The organism is Milkweed yellows phytoplasma str. MW1, assembly GCF_000309485.1.
In the GTDB taxonomy this organism is placed as follows: domain Bacteria; phylum Bacillota_I; class Bacilli_A; order Acholeplasmatales; family Acholeplasmataceae; genus Phytoplasma.
The window spans coordinates 1-16622 of sequence record NZ_AKIL01000040.1; the positions used below are offsets into that span (position 1 = coordinate 1).

Here is a 16622-nt window from a genome sequence, read left to right on the forward strand (position 1 = left end):
TATTTAAGAAATAACTTTTATCCTTAAAAAAAGTTATTTAATAATATTTATATTTTTATATTGATATTGAAGTGTTCCAAAACTTTAGACACTTTTTCTTCTAATGACAATGTTTTGTTATTTTGAAAAGATAGGAAATTATATACTTAATTTTTAGTCTTAAAGAATAATTTTAGAGACAAAATTTGTCTAAAAAAAACATAACAATTCATCAGTTTTTAAAAAATATTTTAATTTGCAACATTATTAGATAAGATTTGTTAAAATATAATTACATGAAGATATTTTCATTCAATTGTTGATAAAATTAAATAAAAAAGGAGATTTATAATTGTTAAAAATAAAAAATAATAAGAAATTAGTAATTATATTTTCTAGCGTTTTATTAGGCTTTTTATTAGTTTATGGTGCGCTTTATGTTTACAAACTTGGAAAAGGGGCAGATAATAAGGACAAAAAAACTGTTGTTAATATGGTTTGGAAAGGAGATATTAACGGTTTCGATCCGACTAACAAATCACATTCCAGTTCTGCAATGTCCGAAAGATTTTATTTAGCCGTTCACGATACTTTAATTGTTTTTGATAATGTTAATAACAAAACAATTGGTAGACTGGCTGAACAATGTGATAAACAAGGGAAAGAAATTACTTTCACTCTTCGCGATAATATTTTTTTTCATAACGGCAAACTTGTAACAACCGAAGATGTTGTATATTCTCTTCAAAAAGGTATAAACAACAATAATAATGATTATTCAGATATGATTCAAGATTTGAATGTTTTAGATGATAAAAAAGTAAAAGTTACAATTAAAAATGATATTCCATACTGGGCTTCTGTTTTCGAAAGATATAGAATTTTATGTAAATCTGCAGTTGAATCCGACAATAATCAAGGCGTTAAAATCGGCGCAGGTCCATATAAATTAGTTAATTATGAACGCGATGACAAAATTTCGTTTGAACTTTTTGAAAATTATTGGAACAAAGAAGCCATCAAAGAAAGTTCGAAAAAATTGATGGTTAAAATTCAAAAATCATTTGAAACCACTTTACAAGAACTAGAAGAAGGAATAATTGACTTAACTGTAGATGTTACCTCTGATAAAGTTGATTTTTTAAAAGAAAAAATATCTAACGGAACACTTAAAGGTTTAGAAATAGTAGAAAATACAAGCGCTAAGGGTGTTCAAATTTATATGAATGCAGCGCGCACAAAAAAACCAGCACGTCAAGCGATCAGTTTAGCTTTAAATTTCCCTCCAATAATTTCTTCTTTACAATTGTCTGGAACACCCTTAGATAGTTACATTCCAAGCCTTTTAGTTGGACACAATGAACAAATTAAACGCGAATACGATATGGACGCAGCTAAAACAATAGTAAACGGATTGTCAGCTGAAGATAGAAAAATTAAATTAGGTTGTAGCAATAAAGAAAATAGTTCTCTTCCTAATAAAATAACAGAAAGTTTAAGAGAAGCTGGTTTTGATGTTGAAATAGACATGCCTGACTTTAATGCTTTGTTAGCAGAAGTGCAAAAACCTACTTCTTCCTATAATATGGTTTTATTAGGCGAATTGCATGAAATGGGTTACGGTCACAAAGCTTTATGTGATTATTTCTTAAAGGATTCTGAATATGCTTTGTCTCACATTCAACAAGGCGATGCAACAGATAAAGATAAAGGCGAAGTGATCGATTCTAAATTGAGACAAGCTCAAAAAGAAAGCAATTTAGAAACATATACAACTTTAGTAAAAGAAGTTCAACAAATTTTAAATGATGAAGTTTATGTAATACCTATATACGAAGGAAACACATACTTTTTAAAATCTTCTAAAATAAAAGACTTTACATGCGATATTTTTTCTAGAATAAATTGGGAAAAAATAAAAAAGTTAGCATAAAAAAAATGATGAGTTTTAATCCGAATTACATATTTTTATATTTGGGTTAAAAACCATCATTCTTTTTTAAATAATAAAATAATTTTGAGGATAAAAAATGATAAAATACATTTCAAAAAAATTTTGTTATAACATGATGATTTTTATATCTGTTATTTTTATAAGTTTTTTTACCGTTAAATTAATACCTGGCGATCCTATTAGTGCGATTGCAGGATTGAAAGGCGGTAACCCAGCACAAAGAAAAGCTTTAGAACGCGATTTAAGGCTTGATTTGCCTTTGTTAAAACAATTTACCAACTACTTAACACAAATTTTTTTGCATTTTGATTTCGGCAATTCGTATTATAATGATAAATTGCCAGCCGTAAAATTATTTTTTAAAGCTTTTCATAACACTTTTAAATTAGCGTTATTGAGCACTCTATTTGGTTCTTTATTAGGTATTTTATTCGGTGTTCTTTCGTCTTATTGGCAAGGTAAGAACAAAAAATTACTTTTAAACGGTTTTTTTGTTTTTGTCATGTCGTCTCCTACTTTTGTTATCGCTTGTTTAATGCAATTATATTTAGGAAAAATGTTTCATTTGCCTAGATCAGGTTTTGACGCTCTGCAAGCTATGATTTTACCTGTTTTAAGTTTATCTTTAGTCGTGAGTGTTTCGGTGTTTAAAATAACTCAAACCAGTATGAAAGAAATATTAGAACAACCTTATATCAAATCAGCTTACGCTAAAGGATTGTCCAAAAATCATATTATGTTTAAATATGCTTTAAAAAACGCGTTAATTCCTGTTGTGGCTCATATAGGCTTAATGTTTAGTTATTTAATCGGTGGCGCTATAATTACTGAATTCGTTTTCAACATTAAAGGAATTGGAAGTTTAATTATCTCATCATTCGAGAATAGAGATTATTTAGTATTACAAGGAAGCATCATTTTATTAGCTTTATTCATTAGCCTTTTTAACTTATTGTTAGATTTTGTTTACACTTTATTAGATCCTCGTATAAATAAAAAAATTTAAATACATAAATGTTCAAAAAAAGGATAATTAAATTTAAATGTTAAAAATAAAAAAAATACCACAATCAATTCATACGATGTTTAAAACAATCAAAAGCAATAAAAAGATTTTAATTGGTTCTTTATTTTTAAACCTTTTAATTGTATTTTCTTTTATGATGCCTTTTTTTTCTTTTATCAAAAATCCTAATGTATCGCCTTATAAACGCTTACAAGGAATTAGTTGGGCCCATTGGATGGGAACTGATTCCACTGGTAGAGATTTATTTAGTAGAGTGATATATGGAGCTAAAATTTCTTTACAAATAGCTTTTTATTCTGTTGTAATAAGTAGCATAATAGGTTCTTGTTTAGGAATTATGGCGGGTTATTTTAGAGGATTTTTTGATACTGTGATTAATTTTGTATGTGATATTTTAGTAGTTTTTCCTGATTTTATTTTAGCTATCGTAATTATGTTCTTTTTAAATAAAAGCATGACTTCGTTAGTGATTGTTTTAAGTATTTCTCGTATTCCTTCTTTTATCAGAGTGATGAGAGCTAATACGATGCAAATAAAACAAAAAGATTTTATTAAAACTTCTAAAGCGTTAGGGGCGAGCGATATCAAAATTATTTTTAGACATTTTTTGCCTCATTTAACGTCTTTTTTCATCATTCAAATTACTTTAAGCATGTCATCTGCTATTCTAACCGCTTCAGGACTAGGTTTTATCGGTTTAGGCCTAGATCCACAAATTCCTGAATGGGGAAGTATTTTAAGTTCCAGTAAAAGTGATATGAGATTTTATTTCCATCTGTTTTTAGGACCTTTTATTGTGATCGTTTTAACGTGTTTATCTTTTAATTTGATAGGTTCTGGTTTGATGGAATATTTTGACCCGAAAAACGAACAACAAGAATAATAAATCTTTTTTAAACTAATCGTAAAAAGATTGCTAACCAAAAGATTTCTTGAGGATGATAAAAGAATGATAATGGGTTCCTCTAAAAAAGATTTCTTTTTAATAAAAAACGTGTTTTTAAGTCTTATTTAAACAAATAAAAAGGATTTGAAAAAAATGATAAAAAATAAAATTTTAATTAAAACACAAAGTTTATCTAAATTTTTTGACTTAAAAAGGGCTTTTGCGAAAAAAAATAATATCGTTTTAAAAGCTAATAATAATATTAATTTATCCGTTTTTCAAGGAGAAACTTTAAGTGTTGTGGGCGGCTCTGGTTCGGGAAAATCAACTTTAGGACAAACTATTTTACAAATTGAAAAACCTACTTCGGGTCATGTTTTTTATTATAAAGACGAACAGGAAATAGATTTAACGCTTTTATCGAACAAAGAAACACGTTTATTGAGAAAAGAGTTACAAATTATTTTCCAAGACCCTTTTTCTTCTTTAAATTCTCATTTGAAAATAGGAGATATTATTGGCGAAGGTTTATTGATTCATCAAATGGTGAAAAGCAAAAATGATCCTGAATATAAAAAGATGATTTTGCAAATAATGGGAAAATGTGGAGTTGATTTATCTTTTTATGATCGTTTCCCTCATCAATTATCTGGTGGACAAAGACAAAGGATATCTATTGCTAGAGCTTTGATTTTAAAGCCTAAATTTGTCGTTTGTGATGAGATAGTCTCAGCCTTAGATGTTTCTATTCAAGAGCAAATTTTAACCCTTTTGGATGATTTAAAAAAACAATATCAATTGACTTTTTTGTTTATCACTCATGATTTAGGAGTAGCGCGTTATATTAGCGATCGTATAGCGGTCATGTATTTGGGTAAGTTAGTGGAATTAGCGCCTACAGAGAAAATTTTTAAAAATCCCCAACACCCTTATACCAAACAATTATTAAACGCTATTCCTAAGTTAGAAACAGAAAAAGAAAATTATTTTAAAATTACATATGAAACTGATAAAGTCTCTTTTTTATACAGATCAGATCAAAAAGATCTAGATTGGCACGAAGTGTCTCCTAATCATTTTGTCGCTTGTACTATTAAAAATAAAAAAATCAGTCAAAAGGATGGTAAAAAAGCATGAGTTTATTAAAAGTTAATAATTTACATACTTATTTTCAAACTCAAAAAGGCTTCATCAAAGCGGTGGAAGGGGTTAGTTTTGAATTGGAAGAAGGGCGCACTTTAGGTATTGTAGGAGAATCTGGTAGCGGCAAAAGTCAAACAGCTATGTCTATTTTACAATTGTTTGAACCCAATCAAAAAATACACCAAGGAGAAATTGTTTTTAACAAACAAGTTATTTCTAAGTTTGACGCTCAAGAAATGCAGAAAATTCGTGGCAACGAAATAGCAATGATTTTCCAAGATCCTATGGCAAGTCTGAATCCAGTTTTTAAAATTAAAAACCAAATAATGGATGTTTTAATTTTACACCGTAAAATGAACAAAAAAGAAGCTTATAATAAAGCTTTAGAAATGTTAGGTAAAGTAAAAATTAAAAATCCCCAAATAATTATGGAATCCTATCCTTATCAATTATCCGGCGGCATGTGTCAAAGAGTTATGATTTCCATCGCTTTAGTTTGTAAACCTAAAATTTTAATCGCTGATGAAGCGACTACTGCTTTAGATGTTATCGTGCAAAAAGAAATTTTAAACTTAATGAATGAATTGAAAAAAGAACAAAAGATCTCTATTTTGTTCATTACTCATGATTTAGGGGTTGTTTCTCAAATGGCAAATGATATTATCGTTATGTACGGAGGCAAAGTGGTAGAAAAAGGTTCTACTAAAGCGATCCTACATAATCCACAACACCCTTATACTAAATCATTATTAGCTAATTTTAAAAAAACCGATATATAAATAAACCCAGTTGATATAAATAGATTATTGTAATATTATAAAGATAAAAAAGACCCTTTTAAAGCGTCTTTTTTATTATTAGGAAAATTATTTTTTGTTTTTAAATTTTGATTTATTTCTTCCAATAAAGCATTATTGGTTTCTAATAATTTATTTTTTCTTCCATTAATTTGTTTGTTGAACTGTTTTTATTGCAAAAATTAACATGAAAATGAACAAAAAGAAATTGACTCTAAATGTATATGACATTTTCGGCGCTCATGAATTAATATTCCTCCTTTTTATTTTTTACGAAAATATTTGATAAATCGGAAGAGAAGCAGAAGCGAGATAATGAATAAATTGATAAATAATAAATAATTATCTTGTGGTCTTGGGTGAGCGTAAATTTCATTCCAAGAATCATTTATTTCTTTTTTTATTTCTTTATTATATTGATACATTTGATCGCCGTCTTTTATTTCAATCTGTAATTCGCCATTTTTTGTTTCCTTATAAGGTGAATCGTAACCGATAAATTCGGCGTTTTTGCTTATATTTTTTTTGTCCAACAAGAAGTTGATGAATTCATAAGCTCCTTTGGTGTTCGCATTTTTCGGTAACACGATGCTATCAACCCAAATATTGGTACCTCGTTCTTTTTCGTCGCCTTCATCAAAAGGATAAAAATCTAAATTTTTATTTTGTTTCATTAAGAATCTAGCATCACCGGAATAAGTTAAAGAAATATCGTATTTTTCTTCGCCTTGGATTTTCATTTGATCAAGAAGTTGATCAGTAACAAAAGATAATTTATTATTGGTGTTTTTCAAGTCTAATAGCCACTCTTTAGCTTTAATGATTTGATCTGAAGTAGGGTTTTGAATATTCCCACCAGTAGCCTTTAAACCGATAAAAATACCTTCAAAAGAATTATTATATAAAGAAATTTTCTTTTCCGGATTCATCATTGAATTTTTCCAATTTTGGATTTCATCCTTGTTTATTCTTTCTTTATTATATAATAAACCTAAATTGCCCCAAAAATAAGGAATAGTGTAAGGTTTTATATTTTGAGGTAATTTATTATCATATACGCCTTTAAATGTTTTTGTCAATTCGCCTATTTCTTTTTTTCCTTTAAATTTATCAATTTTATCGTAATCAATTCGTTCCAATAAATTCGGATCTTCTTTGTTTAATTTTTCTATCGCGTATTCGCTCAAAATAGCAATATCGTATTTATCCCCGGATTTAATTTTGTTAACAGCCAATTCATTAGAAGAAAAAAAACTTTGTTTAATGACGTAGTTTGTTGATTGTTTGTTAAATTCAGTTATAAGACTTGGTTCTATAAATTCGCCCCAATTAAACAAAATAATAGTTTGTTTTTCTGGATGAGAATAAGAGTCTTTTCTCATTATTTTATATGCTAAATAAAAAATGCTAAAAAAGACCATCAAAAGACCGATCCGCAAAAGATATTTTTTTTTATTCATGTTTTTTAGAGTCTTTTCTTAAATTTAAATAATTTAATAAAATTTTAATTAGCACAAATAAAATTAAAATAGACGATAAAGCGTTAATAGTAGGATTAACGGTTCCTTTTAAGCTATAAATATAAGCGGATATATTTTGATAGTCTGCTCCACCAGCGAAATAAGAAATAATAAAATCATCAAAAGATAAAGCGAAAGCGATACTCGCACCAGCCAACATCGAACCTTTTAATTGAGGCAAAAAAACTTTGATAATGGTTTGCAAGGGTGTAGCGCCCAAATCATAAGAAGCTTCAATTGAATCTATATCTAAAGTAGAGGATTTAGCGTAAACAGTGACCAAAACATAAGGTACACTAAAAGAAATATGAGCTAATAACATACGCCAAAAACCACTAGTTAAACCCACACAACTAAATAAAACAAACAACGCTAAAGCGTTAATTATTTCCGGAATAATGATCGGCAATTGGTTAACATTTAAAATCACTTTACGCCATTTATTTTTGTAATTCATTAAAGAAATAGCCGCTAAAGTTCCAAAAATAGTAGCAAAAAAGGTCGATAAGAAAGCGATTTGAAAAGTAACTATAACAGTGGATTTAATCGAATTATCTTGAAATATTTTATAATACCATTTAATCCCAAATTTGTTAAAATGCACTAAAGATGCTATTCTTCCTTCGTTTTCATTAAAAGAAAAAATAATTAAGGAAATAATAGGAAGATAAATAAAGATCATCATCAAAACCAAAAAGAGAGAGGAAAAATTAGTTTTATTTTTCTTTTGCATAATCATTATTACCTTTATATTTGTTACTTTTTTTAAAAAAAGTTAAAATTAAAAACATTAACAAAGTTAAATTAACTGCCATTACGCAAGCACTTTTTATATCCCCGTTTAAAAAGGTGGTATTTTCAATTAGTTCGCTAATAGAAGTAACGGTAGTGGGTCCTAAATATTTAGGTACAACAATATTGGTAACTATTTGTAATAAAATTAAAACAGTTCCGGCTAAAACTCCTGGCAAAGACAAAGGGAAAATTACTTTAGTAAAAATTTGTTTTTCGTTAGCTCCTAAATCTTTTGCCGCTTCCACCAAGTTCGGATCTATTTTCACGATACTCAAATAAATAGAAACAAACATATAAGGCAAAAATAAGTAAATATAACCAATAAACATAGCGATATCGCTTTCTAAAATCCTTATACCGAAACACCTTTCCATTAAAGAAAAAATTTGCACCAAAGCTTGGGTTTTTAAAATCATATTAATCCAAATAGTCCCATTAATCAATAACACTAATATCGGTTGGATTAAGACATGGCGTTTAGAAACGATATAAGCCAAAGGATAAGATAAAAGGATAATTAAAAAAGTAGCGATAACAGCGATCGAAATCGATCTCAATAAGACATAAATAAAATTAAGATTCTTATAAAAATTTTGATAATATTCAGTGGTAAAAACTATTTTGACTAATTTTTGGTCGTTATATTGTTGAAAGGAATCAAATAAAATAATTAAAATAGGCACAATCACTAAAAAAACAATAATGATAAAGTAAGGCAAAGACAACCATTTATAAATTTTATTTGTTTTGTTGGTGCGTGAGGATGACATATTTGTTCACCATACTTCCATAATATGTAAATCTTCTGGATTGAAAGTAATCCCGACTTGGCTATTCACTTGCACAAAATCCGTTGTATGGATTAAATAATTACGATGTTTATTGTTAATAATTACTTCCCAATGAACTCCTTTAAATAAAACGGATTGGACGATCCCTTGGATTAAACCATCTTCCCATTTGATAATATCAATGTCTTCCGGACGAATTACTACATCTACTTTTTGATTTTCATCAAAACCACGGTCTACACAAACAAATTCTTTATCGTCAAACCACACTAAAAAATCTTTTTTCATCACTCCAGGAATTAAATTAGATTCCCCGATAAATTGGGCGATAAATTTATTAGCTGGTTCATTATAAATATCTTGGGGAGTGCCTATTTGTTGAATTTCGCCTTGTTTTAAAACTACGATTTTATCGCTTAAAACCAAAGCTTCTTCTTGGTCGTGTGTCACAAAAATAAAAGTAATCCCAGAATTTCTTTGAATTTCTTTTAATTCGTATTGCATCTCTTGCCTTAATTTTAAATCCAGAGCCGCTAAAGGTTCGTCTAACAATAAGACTTTGGGTTTATTAATCAAAGCTCTCGCGATAGCGACTCTTTGTTGTTGACCGCCTGATAAATGGTTAATATCTCTATTTTCAAACCCCTTTAAACCAACTAATTTTAAATAATGCAAAACAGTCTTTTTGATAAAAGCATTTTTTTCTTGATAAGTTAAAAGGTCTTTTTTTAAAAGAGTTATTTTTTTTTGGTGTTCTTGATTAATCAGGTTTATTTTTTCTTTTAACTCTTGTTTTAATGCTTTGATTTCTGGCGCAAAACCCACTTTGAACCAGCGTTGTAACCAAGTCTTTTTAGAGGAGGTTTTAGCCATTATTTTTTCTTGATAAGTTTCAATTAAAACGTTTATCTCTCGTTGAGTTTTAACCTTTAAAGCTTTGATTTTTTGATTAGTTTCATAATTTAAATCTTTTATTTTTAAACTAAAAGCGATATTTTCTAAAACATTTAAATGAGGAAATAAAGCATATTTTTGAAAGACAGTGTTAATTAATCTTTTATGCGGCGGCACATCAACAATGCTTTTATTGTTGAAAAGAACATCTCCGCTACTAAAATCATCAAAACCACCGATAATTTTTAAAATAGTGGTTTTTCCACATCCTGAAGGGCCTAATAAAGTCACAAATTCATTAGTTTTGATTTCTAAGTTAATATCTTTTAAAATAATTTGATTATCGATGACTTTATTAATGTTTTTTAATTCGATTAAATTGCTCATGTTTTTCAACCTCTTTTGAATAAATTAAATAACCTTTGGTCTCTTGTTAAGCTATTAAGACAATGTAAATCTTAATTGTCGTTGGCCGAAAGAATAGCTAAAAAGGCTTTTTGAGGTAATTTAACTCTTCCTATTGTTTTCATTTTCTTTTTACCTTCTTTTTGTTTGGAAAGAAGTTTTTTCTTCCTAGTAACATCACCACCATAACATTTATCAATCACGTTTTTACGCATCGATTTAATCGTTTCTCTAGTGATAATTTTTTTCCCTAAAGCCGCTTGAATTGTAATTTCAAACATTTGTTTGGGAATCATGGTTTTTAAAGTTTGACAAATAGCTTTCCCTCTGTTATAAGCGAAATCTTCATGTACGATGAAAGACAACGCTTCCACTACTTCAGAATTTAATAAAATATCCATTTTTTTCAATTTACTAGGACGATAATTATCTAATTGATAATCAAAAGATGCATAACCTTTAGTCGCGGATTTTAATTTATCAAAATAATTATAAATTACTTCGGAAAGAGGTAATAGATAATTCAGAGTTACCCTTTGATCGTTTAAATATTGAATATTCTCTAATTGGCCTCTTTTATTTTGAGAAATCTCCATGACTGCTCCAATATACATTTCCGGACAAGTAATAAAAGCATTAATATAAGGTTCTTCTACTCTTTCGATAGATTGGTTATTAGGCCATTTGTTTAAATTATCAATAATAATTTTTTTATTTTGTTTAGTAAACACATTAAAAATTACCGAAGGAGCGGTAATAATTACTTCGATACCGAATTCTCTAACAATTCTTTCTTGGGTAATTTCCATATGTAAAAGGCCTAAAAAACCAATCCTAAAACCAGAACCTAAAACATTAGAATTTTCTTTTTCATAAAGTAAAGAAGAATCGTTTAATTTTAATTTTTGTAAAGCTTCTTTTAAACTTTCGTATTTACTTGTATCCGCCGGATAAAGTCCACAAAAAACTACAGGATTGATTTGACGATAACCTGGTAAAGCTTCTGCATTATTGTGTTTTTGTAAAGTAATGGTATCTCCCACTCTCACAGCGTCCATATTTTTAATAAAAGCAGTTAGATAACCTACATCGCCTGCTGCTAAAAAATCTTTTTTAAAAGGATGAGGGTTAAAAATACCTACTTCAATCACTTCATAAACAGCTTTACTCGCCATAAAATGGATTTTATCGCCTTTTTTAACTATGCCGTTAACAATCCTAATATAAGGAATAACTCCTTTAAAAGTGTTAAAAGTGGAATCAAAAATTAAGGCTTGTAAAGGTTTAGCAGCATCCCCTTGAGGCGGTTTGATGTTAGTAATGATTTGTTCTAAAATTGCCGCCACTCCTAAACCAGTTTTACCACTAGCGGAAATAATAGTATTTGTATTTAGTCCTAACGTATCTTGAATATCTAATTTAGTTTTTTCTACATCAGCGTTGGGTAAATCTACTTTATTTAAAACCGGAATAATAGTTAAATTATTTTCTAAAGCTAAATAAACGTTGGATAAGGTTTGGGATTGAATTCCTTGCGAAGCGTCTACTATTAATAAAACCCCTTCACAAGCGGCCAAAGCACGTGAAACTTCATAACTAAAGTCCACGTGTCCCGGAGTGTCAATTAAATGCATAATATATTCTTCCCCATCTTTCGCTTGATAAATAATTTCCACTGAATTTAATTTAATAGTAATGCCACGTTCTTGTTCTAAATCCATCGAATCTAAATATTGAGATTTCATCGACCTTTTTTCAATGGTATTAGTTATTTCTAAAATCCTATCCGCTAAAGTCGATTTTCCATGGTCTATATGAGCGATAATAGAAAAATTACGTATTTTTTTTTGTCTTTGGTTAATTTTATCAAAATTCATATCAATAAACAACTTTCTTAATTAAAAAATGAGTTTCTGATATCATTTTACCTTTATTTTAATCTTTATGATCAAAAGAAAGTTAAAATCCAAAAATTATCATGTTTTATGTTTAAATTTGGTTCTTTTGTTCTTAATTTCTTCTACAAAAGAAAGGTAATTATTATATCTTTTTAGAGGAATGGAACTATTTTCTACCGCTTCTTTGACTTTACATTTGTTCTCATTAATATGTAAACAACTATAACCAAAAAAACATTCTTCAGATAAAAGGACAAAATCATTATAAAAATTTTTAATTTCTTCAACTTTAATTTCTGATAAATCTAGTTTCGAAAAACCAGGAGTATCCGCTATATATCCTTCATGAAAAAAAAACAATTTCGAGTTTTTGGTCGTATGCTTCCCTCTACTTAAATGTTTAGAAACTTCTTGAGTTTTTAAATTAAGCGAAGTTAAAGAATTTAATAAAGTAGATTTACCTACTCCGGTTTGTCCGGCTAAAATGGTGACTTGCTGTTTGAAAAGAGGGTATAAAACATCTAAACCTTCTTTATTAGTTTTAGTCACATAAAAAACCTGATAAAATTTTTCATAATAAGATATTTTCTTTTTTAAAAGGTCTATTTTGGATGATTCCACTAAATCTATTTTAGTAAAAATTAAAATTATTTTTAAACGGAATCTTTGCAAAATAATTAAAAATTTATCTAATAATTTAAAATGGAACTTCGGTTGTACCAAAGAAAAGACTAAAAAGACTTGATTGATATTAGCGATACTAGGTCTTTGTAATTCGTTAGTACGGGGAACAATGCTATCAATTAAAAATTGGTTTTTTTTACGTTCAAACATGACTATATCGCCCACTTTTATTTTGGAGTAATCCGCAGTATCAGAATTATTTTTAATATTTTGTATTTTTCCTTTAACTTGGGCATGAATTTTTTTTTTAGTTTCTAGATCGACAATAACATAATCTTTAGTTAAAAATTCAATTATAATTCCTTTACGCAAAAAAATGAACCACCTTATCTGATTTGGACTTGAAACGATTGTTTTAATTTATCTTCTATTTTAGTCATTATTTTTTCAACATTGTTTTTTTGTAAACTTTGTTGATTGTATTTAAAAGTAAACCTGAAAGATAAGGAATATTCATCAGTCGATAAATCTTTATTTTGATAAAGATCTAAAAGTTCGTATTTGACTAAAATATCTGACACTTCTTGTTGTAAAAATAAAGATACTTCTTCAAAAGTGTATTTTTGGTTAATTAAAAAACTTAAATCTCTAGTGATAGAAGGGAATTTATTAATATTTTGAAAAACGATGGTCTTTGGTTCATCAAAAAAGCTATCTTTTAAAGTGATATCTAAAAGGAAACTTTTTTTTAGATGATAAGCGTTATTAACATTAGGGTGTATCTCGCCAATAAAACCAATTTTTTCCTTATCTAGGACAATATTAGCTTGTCTACCAGGGTGAAGGTTCGCATATTCCTTAGTTTTTACTAACTTTAAATCTATGTTTAAAAAAAGTTGAATTCTTTCCAAGACTCCTTTTAACACAAAAAAAGAACTTTCGATATCTTGTTTCAACCAACTGGAATTGAAAAATAAACCACTTAAACCTAAAGATAAATGCATGATTTCTCGGTCGGCATAATAAGCTTTACCAATTTCAAAAAAAGCGTTATTTAGGTTATTATTTTTTTGATTGAAACTTAAGACTTCTGTCATATTAGCGGCTAAATTTTGTCTTAAAATAGTTTTTTCTTGCGAGATAGGTTTAGTTACTGAAACATACTCTTGACTATTAGAAAACATTTTAAAAAGAGTTTCGTTTAATAAGCTATAAGTTTTTAATTCCATAAAACCTAAATTAGCTAATAAACTTCTTAATTTATATAAACCTTGTTGACGGTTAGTTCTTAAACCAATAGTTTTATATTGGCTTTTTTCTGAAACATCCATATCATTATAACCACGAATACGAACTAAATCAGAGATAACATCTTCATAAATTTCCGCATCATAACGTCTAGATGGGCCAACCACTTGAAAAACGTTATTTTCTGAAGTTTTAATTTGGTAATCTAATTTAGTTAAAATATCTATGACTTCTGGGGATGAAAAATTAATCCCAGTTTTTTTATTAATCTTTTTTAAAGAGAAAGTTAAAACAGGGTTTTGACGTGTTTTCAAATGAGAAGAAACCATTTTTTGGTTTACTTTAACTGAAGTTAATTCTTGCAATAAAGAAGTCGCTTTATCTAAAGCTTCTTTTAATAATGCTTGATCAATCCCTCTTTTAAAACGTAAAGCGTTTTCATTTTGAATATTTAACCTTTTACTCGTTTTAAAAACATTTTCTGTTTGGAAAGCAGCTGTGGAAAGAATTATTTCTCGCGTTTGGCGATTAATGTTGTATTCAACAGAATTAATCATACCCGCTACTGAAATAATTTTTTTATCGTTGGTAATCACTATATCTTCTTCGTTTAAAAGATATTCGTTCTTCTCAGCATCAACCACTTTTTGCCCTGAAAGAGCTTGATTAATTTCAATAGTAGGTTTTTTTAAATCACTAGCATCAAAAGCGATGATAGGAATACCATATTCGATCATAACTAGGTTCATAATATCCACTACATTATTAACTGGTTTAATATGACTGGTATTTAAAATATTTCTTAACCATAAAGGGCTAGTAGTCACTTTCACATCCGTTAAATAACGTAGATTATATTCCCAACAATGATCATTATTGATTTTCACTTGAAAAGGGTTAACTTCTTGTTCTTCGCGAATAGGTTCATAAGAAGGGGCGATAAAGTTAAGATGTTGTTTGGGCCTAGAAATAGCGGCTAAATCTTTCGCAAAACCAATATGAGACAATAACTCCGCTTTATTAGGAGTTAAAGCTAATTCCACAAAAGAACCTTGTAATTGAAGATATTCTAGAGCTGATTGTCCTACTTGAGCGTCATCACCTAAAAGTAAAATCCCCTCTTCGGTGTTTTCTTGATCTGTTAAATATTTCAGATTTAAACCGATTTCTTCAGCGGAACAAATCATACCGTTAGATTCGACCCCGTAAAGGTTTTTTTTTTCAATAGTCGTTTTAATAGTGTCTAAATAAGATCCACTTTGGATTACTACTACTTTTTTATTGACCGCTAAATTAGAAGCTCCACAAACAATAGATAAAACTTCCTTACCAATATTAACTTGCACTAAATTAAGTTTAGCTGCCTGAGGTATTTTTTCAAATTGTACTATTTCCCCTATAATTAACTCTTGGTTAGGGTTAATAAGATCTGTGGATTCAACTTCAATAATATGGTTATTGACTAAATCTTTTAAATCATTGGGCAGCGGAAAAAGATATTTTTTTAAGATATTTTCGTTAATTATCATAAGATAACTCCTTGTTAGTAAATTATTTGATTAAAAAAAGATGATAAAAACTATTTAGCGAATTGTTTTAAAAAACGCATATCGTTATTATAAAAATGACGAATATCTTTAATACCGTATTTTAACATTGTGATTCTTTCGATACCGATACCAAAAGCGAAACCTTGGAAAATTTCTGGATCAAAACCACCGTTTTTTAAAATTTCGGGATGAATCTGCCCTGCTCCCATAACTTCTAAATAAACGTCTTTTTCACCTTTTTGTTTGATAATTAGATCAACTTCTAAACTAGGATTAGTAAAAGGGAAATAAGAAGGACGGAATAATAATTTCTGTTCTGTACCGAAAATATGTTGCACAAACATAATAATAGTTTGTTTTAAATCTATTAAAGTAGTGTGTTTATCAATAACAAAGCCCTCTAATTGGGTAAATTGATGACTATGAGTCGCATCATCTTTATCTCTACGGAAAACATTGCCATAAGAGATAACTTTTAAAGGTTGGGAATTACTTGCTAACATAGCTTGAATTTGGACAGAAGAAGTGTGGGTTCTTAAGAGTGATTGAGGGGTAATATTTAAATAAAAAGAATCCTGCATGTCTCTTGCTGGATGTTCTTTACCAATGTTCATTAATTCAAAATTATACAAATCACTCACAATTTCTTTACCATCATAAATAGAATAACCCATGCCTAAAAAAAAGTCTTCCGCTTGTTCGAGGATTTTATTTAAAGGATGAATGGTTCCGACTGGTAATTGAAAAGAAGGTAAGGAAATATCCGTTTCTTCTTCTTTTAATTGTTGGTTTAATTGTTCTTGTTCTAAAACATATGTTTTTTCTTGAAATAAAGTGTTTATTTTTTGTTTTAAAAGATTAATAGCTTTCCCGATGGTTTTTTTTTCTTCTAAAGAGTAATTTCTTAATTCCTTCAATAAAACGGCTATTTGACCGTTTTTACCAATATATTCTACTTCGGCTTGGTATAACTGTTTAATATCGTTAATAGTTTGAATATCTGTTGCAATTTGATCCTCTAAAGTCGTTATTTTTTTTTTAAATTCAATAATGTTTGGGTTCATAAAATAACCTTTTAAATCCTTTATTTTTCATAAATTTTTAAAATTAA

The 16622-nt window shown here is 28.5% G+C and carries 13 protein-coding genes; 5 read left to right on the forward strand and 8 right to left on the reverse strand.

Annotated features, from left to right (window positions below; translation table 11 throughout):
- Positions 1–331 precede the first annotated feature (331 nt).
- The 5 genes from RI76_RS00795 to RI76_RS00815 all read left to right on the forward strand — a co-directional run bounded on the left by RI76_RS00795 (position 332) and on the right by RI76_RS00815 (position 5768).
- Entirely contained in the window at positions 332–1912 is a 1581-nt protein-coding gene (locus RI76_RS00795) for an ABC transporter substrate-binding protein (protein WP_017192229.1), read from the forward strand.
- A 97-nt stretch (positions 1913–2009) separates the two neighbouring features.
- Positions 2010–2939, forward strand: a complete 930-nt coding sequence (locus RI76_RS00800; RefSeq protein ID WP_017192230.1) for an ABC transporter permease — start codon at positions 2010–2012, stop codon at positions 2937–2939.
- A 37-nt stretch (positions 2940–2976) separates the two neighbouring features.
- Entirely contained in the window at positions 2977–3843 is an 867-nt protein-coding gene (locus tag RI76_RS00805) for an ABC transporter permease (RefSeq protein ID WP_017192231.1), read from the forward strand.
- Between the two features lie 156 nt (positions 3844–3999).
- Positions 4000–4983, forward strand: coding sequence for an oligopeptide/dipeptide ABC transporter ATP-binding protein (locus RI76_RS00810; RefSeq protein ID WP_017192232.1), 984 nt, complete (start codon positions 4000–4002; stop codon positions 4981–4983).
- On the forward strand, positions 4980–5768 hold the full coding sequence (locus RI76_RS00815; protein ID WP_017192233.1) for an ABC transporter ATP-binding protein: 789 nt from the start codon (positions 4980–4982) through the stop codon (positions 5766–5768). Before RI76_RS00810 ends, RI76_RS00815 begins: the two co-directional genes overlap by 4 nt.
- 281 nt (positions 5769–6049) lie before the next feature.
- On the opposite strand, the gene RI76_RS00820 is transcribed toward RI76_RS00815, so the two are convergent.
- The 8 genes from RI76_RS00820 to pheS form a co-directional block, all read right to left on the reverse strand.
- Complete coding sequence (locus tag RI76_RS00820) at positions 6050–7246, reverse strand: extracellular solute-binding protein (RefSeq protein ID WP_017192235.1); 1197 nt, start codon at positions 7244–7246, stop codon at positions 6050–6052.
- On the reverse strand, positions 7239–8039 hold the full coding sequence (locus tag RI76_RS00825; protein ID WP_017192236.1) for an ABC transporter permease: 801 nt from the start codon (positions 8037–8039) through the stop codon (positions 7239–7241). Before RI76_RS00825 ends, RI76_RS00820 begins: the two co-directional genes overlap by 8 nt.
- Positions 8023–8871 carry an ABC transporter permease gene (locus RI76_RS00830; RefSeq protein WP_017192237.1) on the reverse strand — a complete coding sequence of 283 codons (849 nt, stop codon included), beginning with the start codon at positions 8869–8871 and terminating at the stop codon, positions 8023–8025. The genes RI76_RS00825 and RI76_RS00830 overlap by 17 nt, the downstream gene beginning before the upstream one ends.
- 6 nt (positions 8872–8877) lie before the next feature.
- Complete coding sequence (locus tag RI76_RS00835; protein WP_017192238.1) at positions 8878–10173, reverse strand: ABC transporter ATP-binding protein; 1296 nt, start codon at positions 10171–10173, stop codon at positions 8878–8880.
- 71 nt (positions 10174–10244) lie between these two features.
- Positions 10245–12068, reverse strand: a complete 1824-nt coding sequence (gene lepA / locus RI76_RS00840) for a translation elongation factor 4 (RefSeq protein WP_017192239.1) — start codon at positions 12066–12068, stop codon at positions 10245–10247.
- A gap of 99 nt (positions 12069–12167) precedes the next feature.
- Positions 12168–13085 (reverse strand): ribosome small subunit-dependent GTPase A, encoded by a 918-nt coding sequence (gene rsgA, locus RI76_RS00845; RefSeq protein ID WP_017192240.1) that lies wholly within the window; start codon positions 13083–13085, stop codon positions 12168–12170.
- A 14-nt stretch (positions 13086–13099) separates the two neighbouring features.
- On the reverse strand, positions 13100–15490 hold the full coding sequence (pheT, locus tag RI76_RS00850) for a phenylalanine--tRNA ligase subunit beta (protein WP_017192241.1): 2391 nt from the start codon (positions 15488–15490) through the stop codon (positions 13100–13102).
- Positions 15491–15540: 50 nt separating this feature from the next.
- The gene (gene pheS, locus RI76_RS00855; RefSeq protein ID WP_017192242.1) at positions 15541–16575 is read right to left on the reverse strand and encodes a phenylalanine--tRNA ligase subunit alpha; all 1035 of its coding nucleotides are present in this window, start codon (positions 16573–16575) and stop codon (positions 15541–15543) included.
- Positions 16576–16622 lie beyond the last annotated feature (47 nt).

Coding starts and splice junctions, on each gene's coding strand:
- RI76_RS00835 (WP_017192238.1), bottom strand. CDS start 10,173: ATGAGCAATTTAATCGAATTAAAAAACATTAATAAAGTCATCGATAAT.
- RI76_RS00825 (WP_017192236.1), bottom strand. CDS start 8,039: ATGCAAAAGAAAAATAAAACTAATTTTTCCTCTCTCTTTTTGGTTTTG.
- RI76_RS00815 (WP_017192233.1), top strand. CDS start 4,980: ATGAGTTTATTAAAAGTTAATAATTTACATACTTATTTTCAAACTCAA.
- RI76_RS00830 (WP_017192237.1), bottom strand. CDS start 8,871: ATGTCATCCTCACGCACCAACAAAACAAATAAAATTTATAAATGGTTG.
- pheS (WP_017192242.1), bottom strand. CDS start 16,575: ATGAACCCAAACATTATTGAATTTAAAAAAAAAATAACGACTTTAGAG.
- RI76_RS00805 (WP_017192231.1), top strand. CDS start 2,977: ATGTTAAAAATAAAAAAAATACCACAATCAATTCATACGATGTTTAAA.
- pheT (WP_017192241.1), bottom strand. CDS start 15,490: ATGATAATTAACGAAAATATCTTAAAAAAATATCTTTTTCCGCTGCCC.
- RI76_RS00800 (WP_017192230.1), top strand. CDS start 2,010: ATGATAAAATACATTTCAAAAAAATTTTGTTATAACATGATGATTTTT.
- RI76_RS00820 (WP_017192235.1), bottom strand. CDS start 7,246: ATGAATAAAAAAAAATATCTTTTGCGGATCGGTCTTTTGATGGTCTTT.
- RI76_RS00810 (WP_017192232.1), top strand. CDS start 4,000: ATGATAAAAAATAAAATTTTAATTAAAACACAAAGTTTATCTAAATTT.
- lepA (WP_017192239.1), bottom strand. CDS start 12,068: ATGAATTTTGATAAAATTAACCAAAGACAAAAAAAAATACGTAATTTT.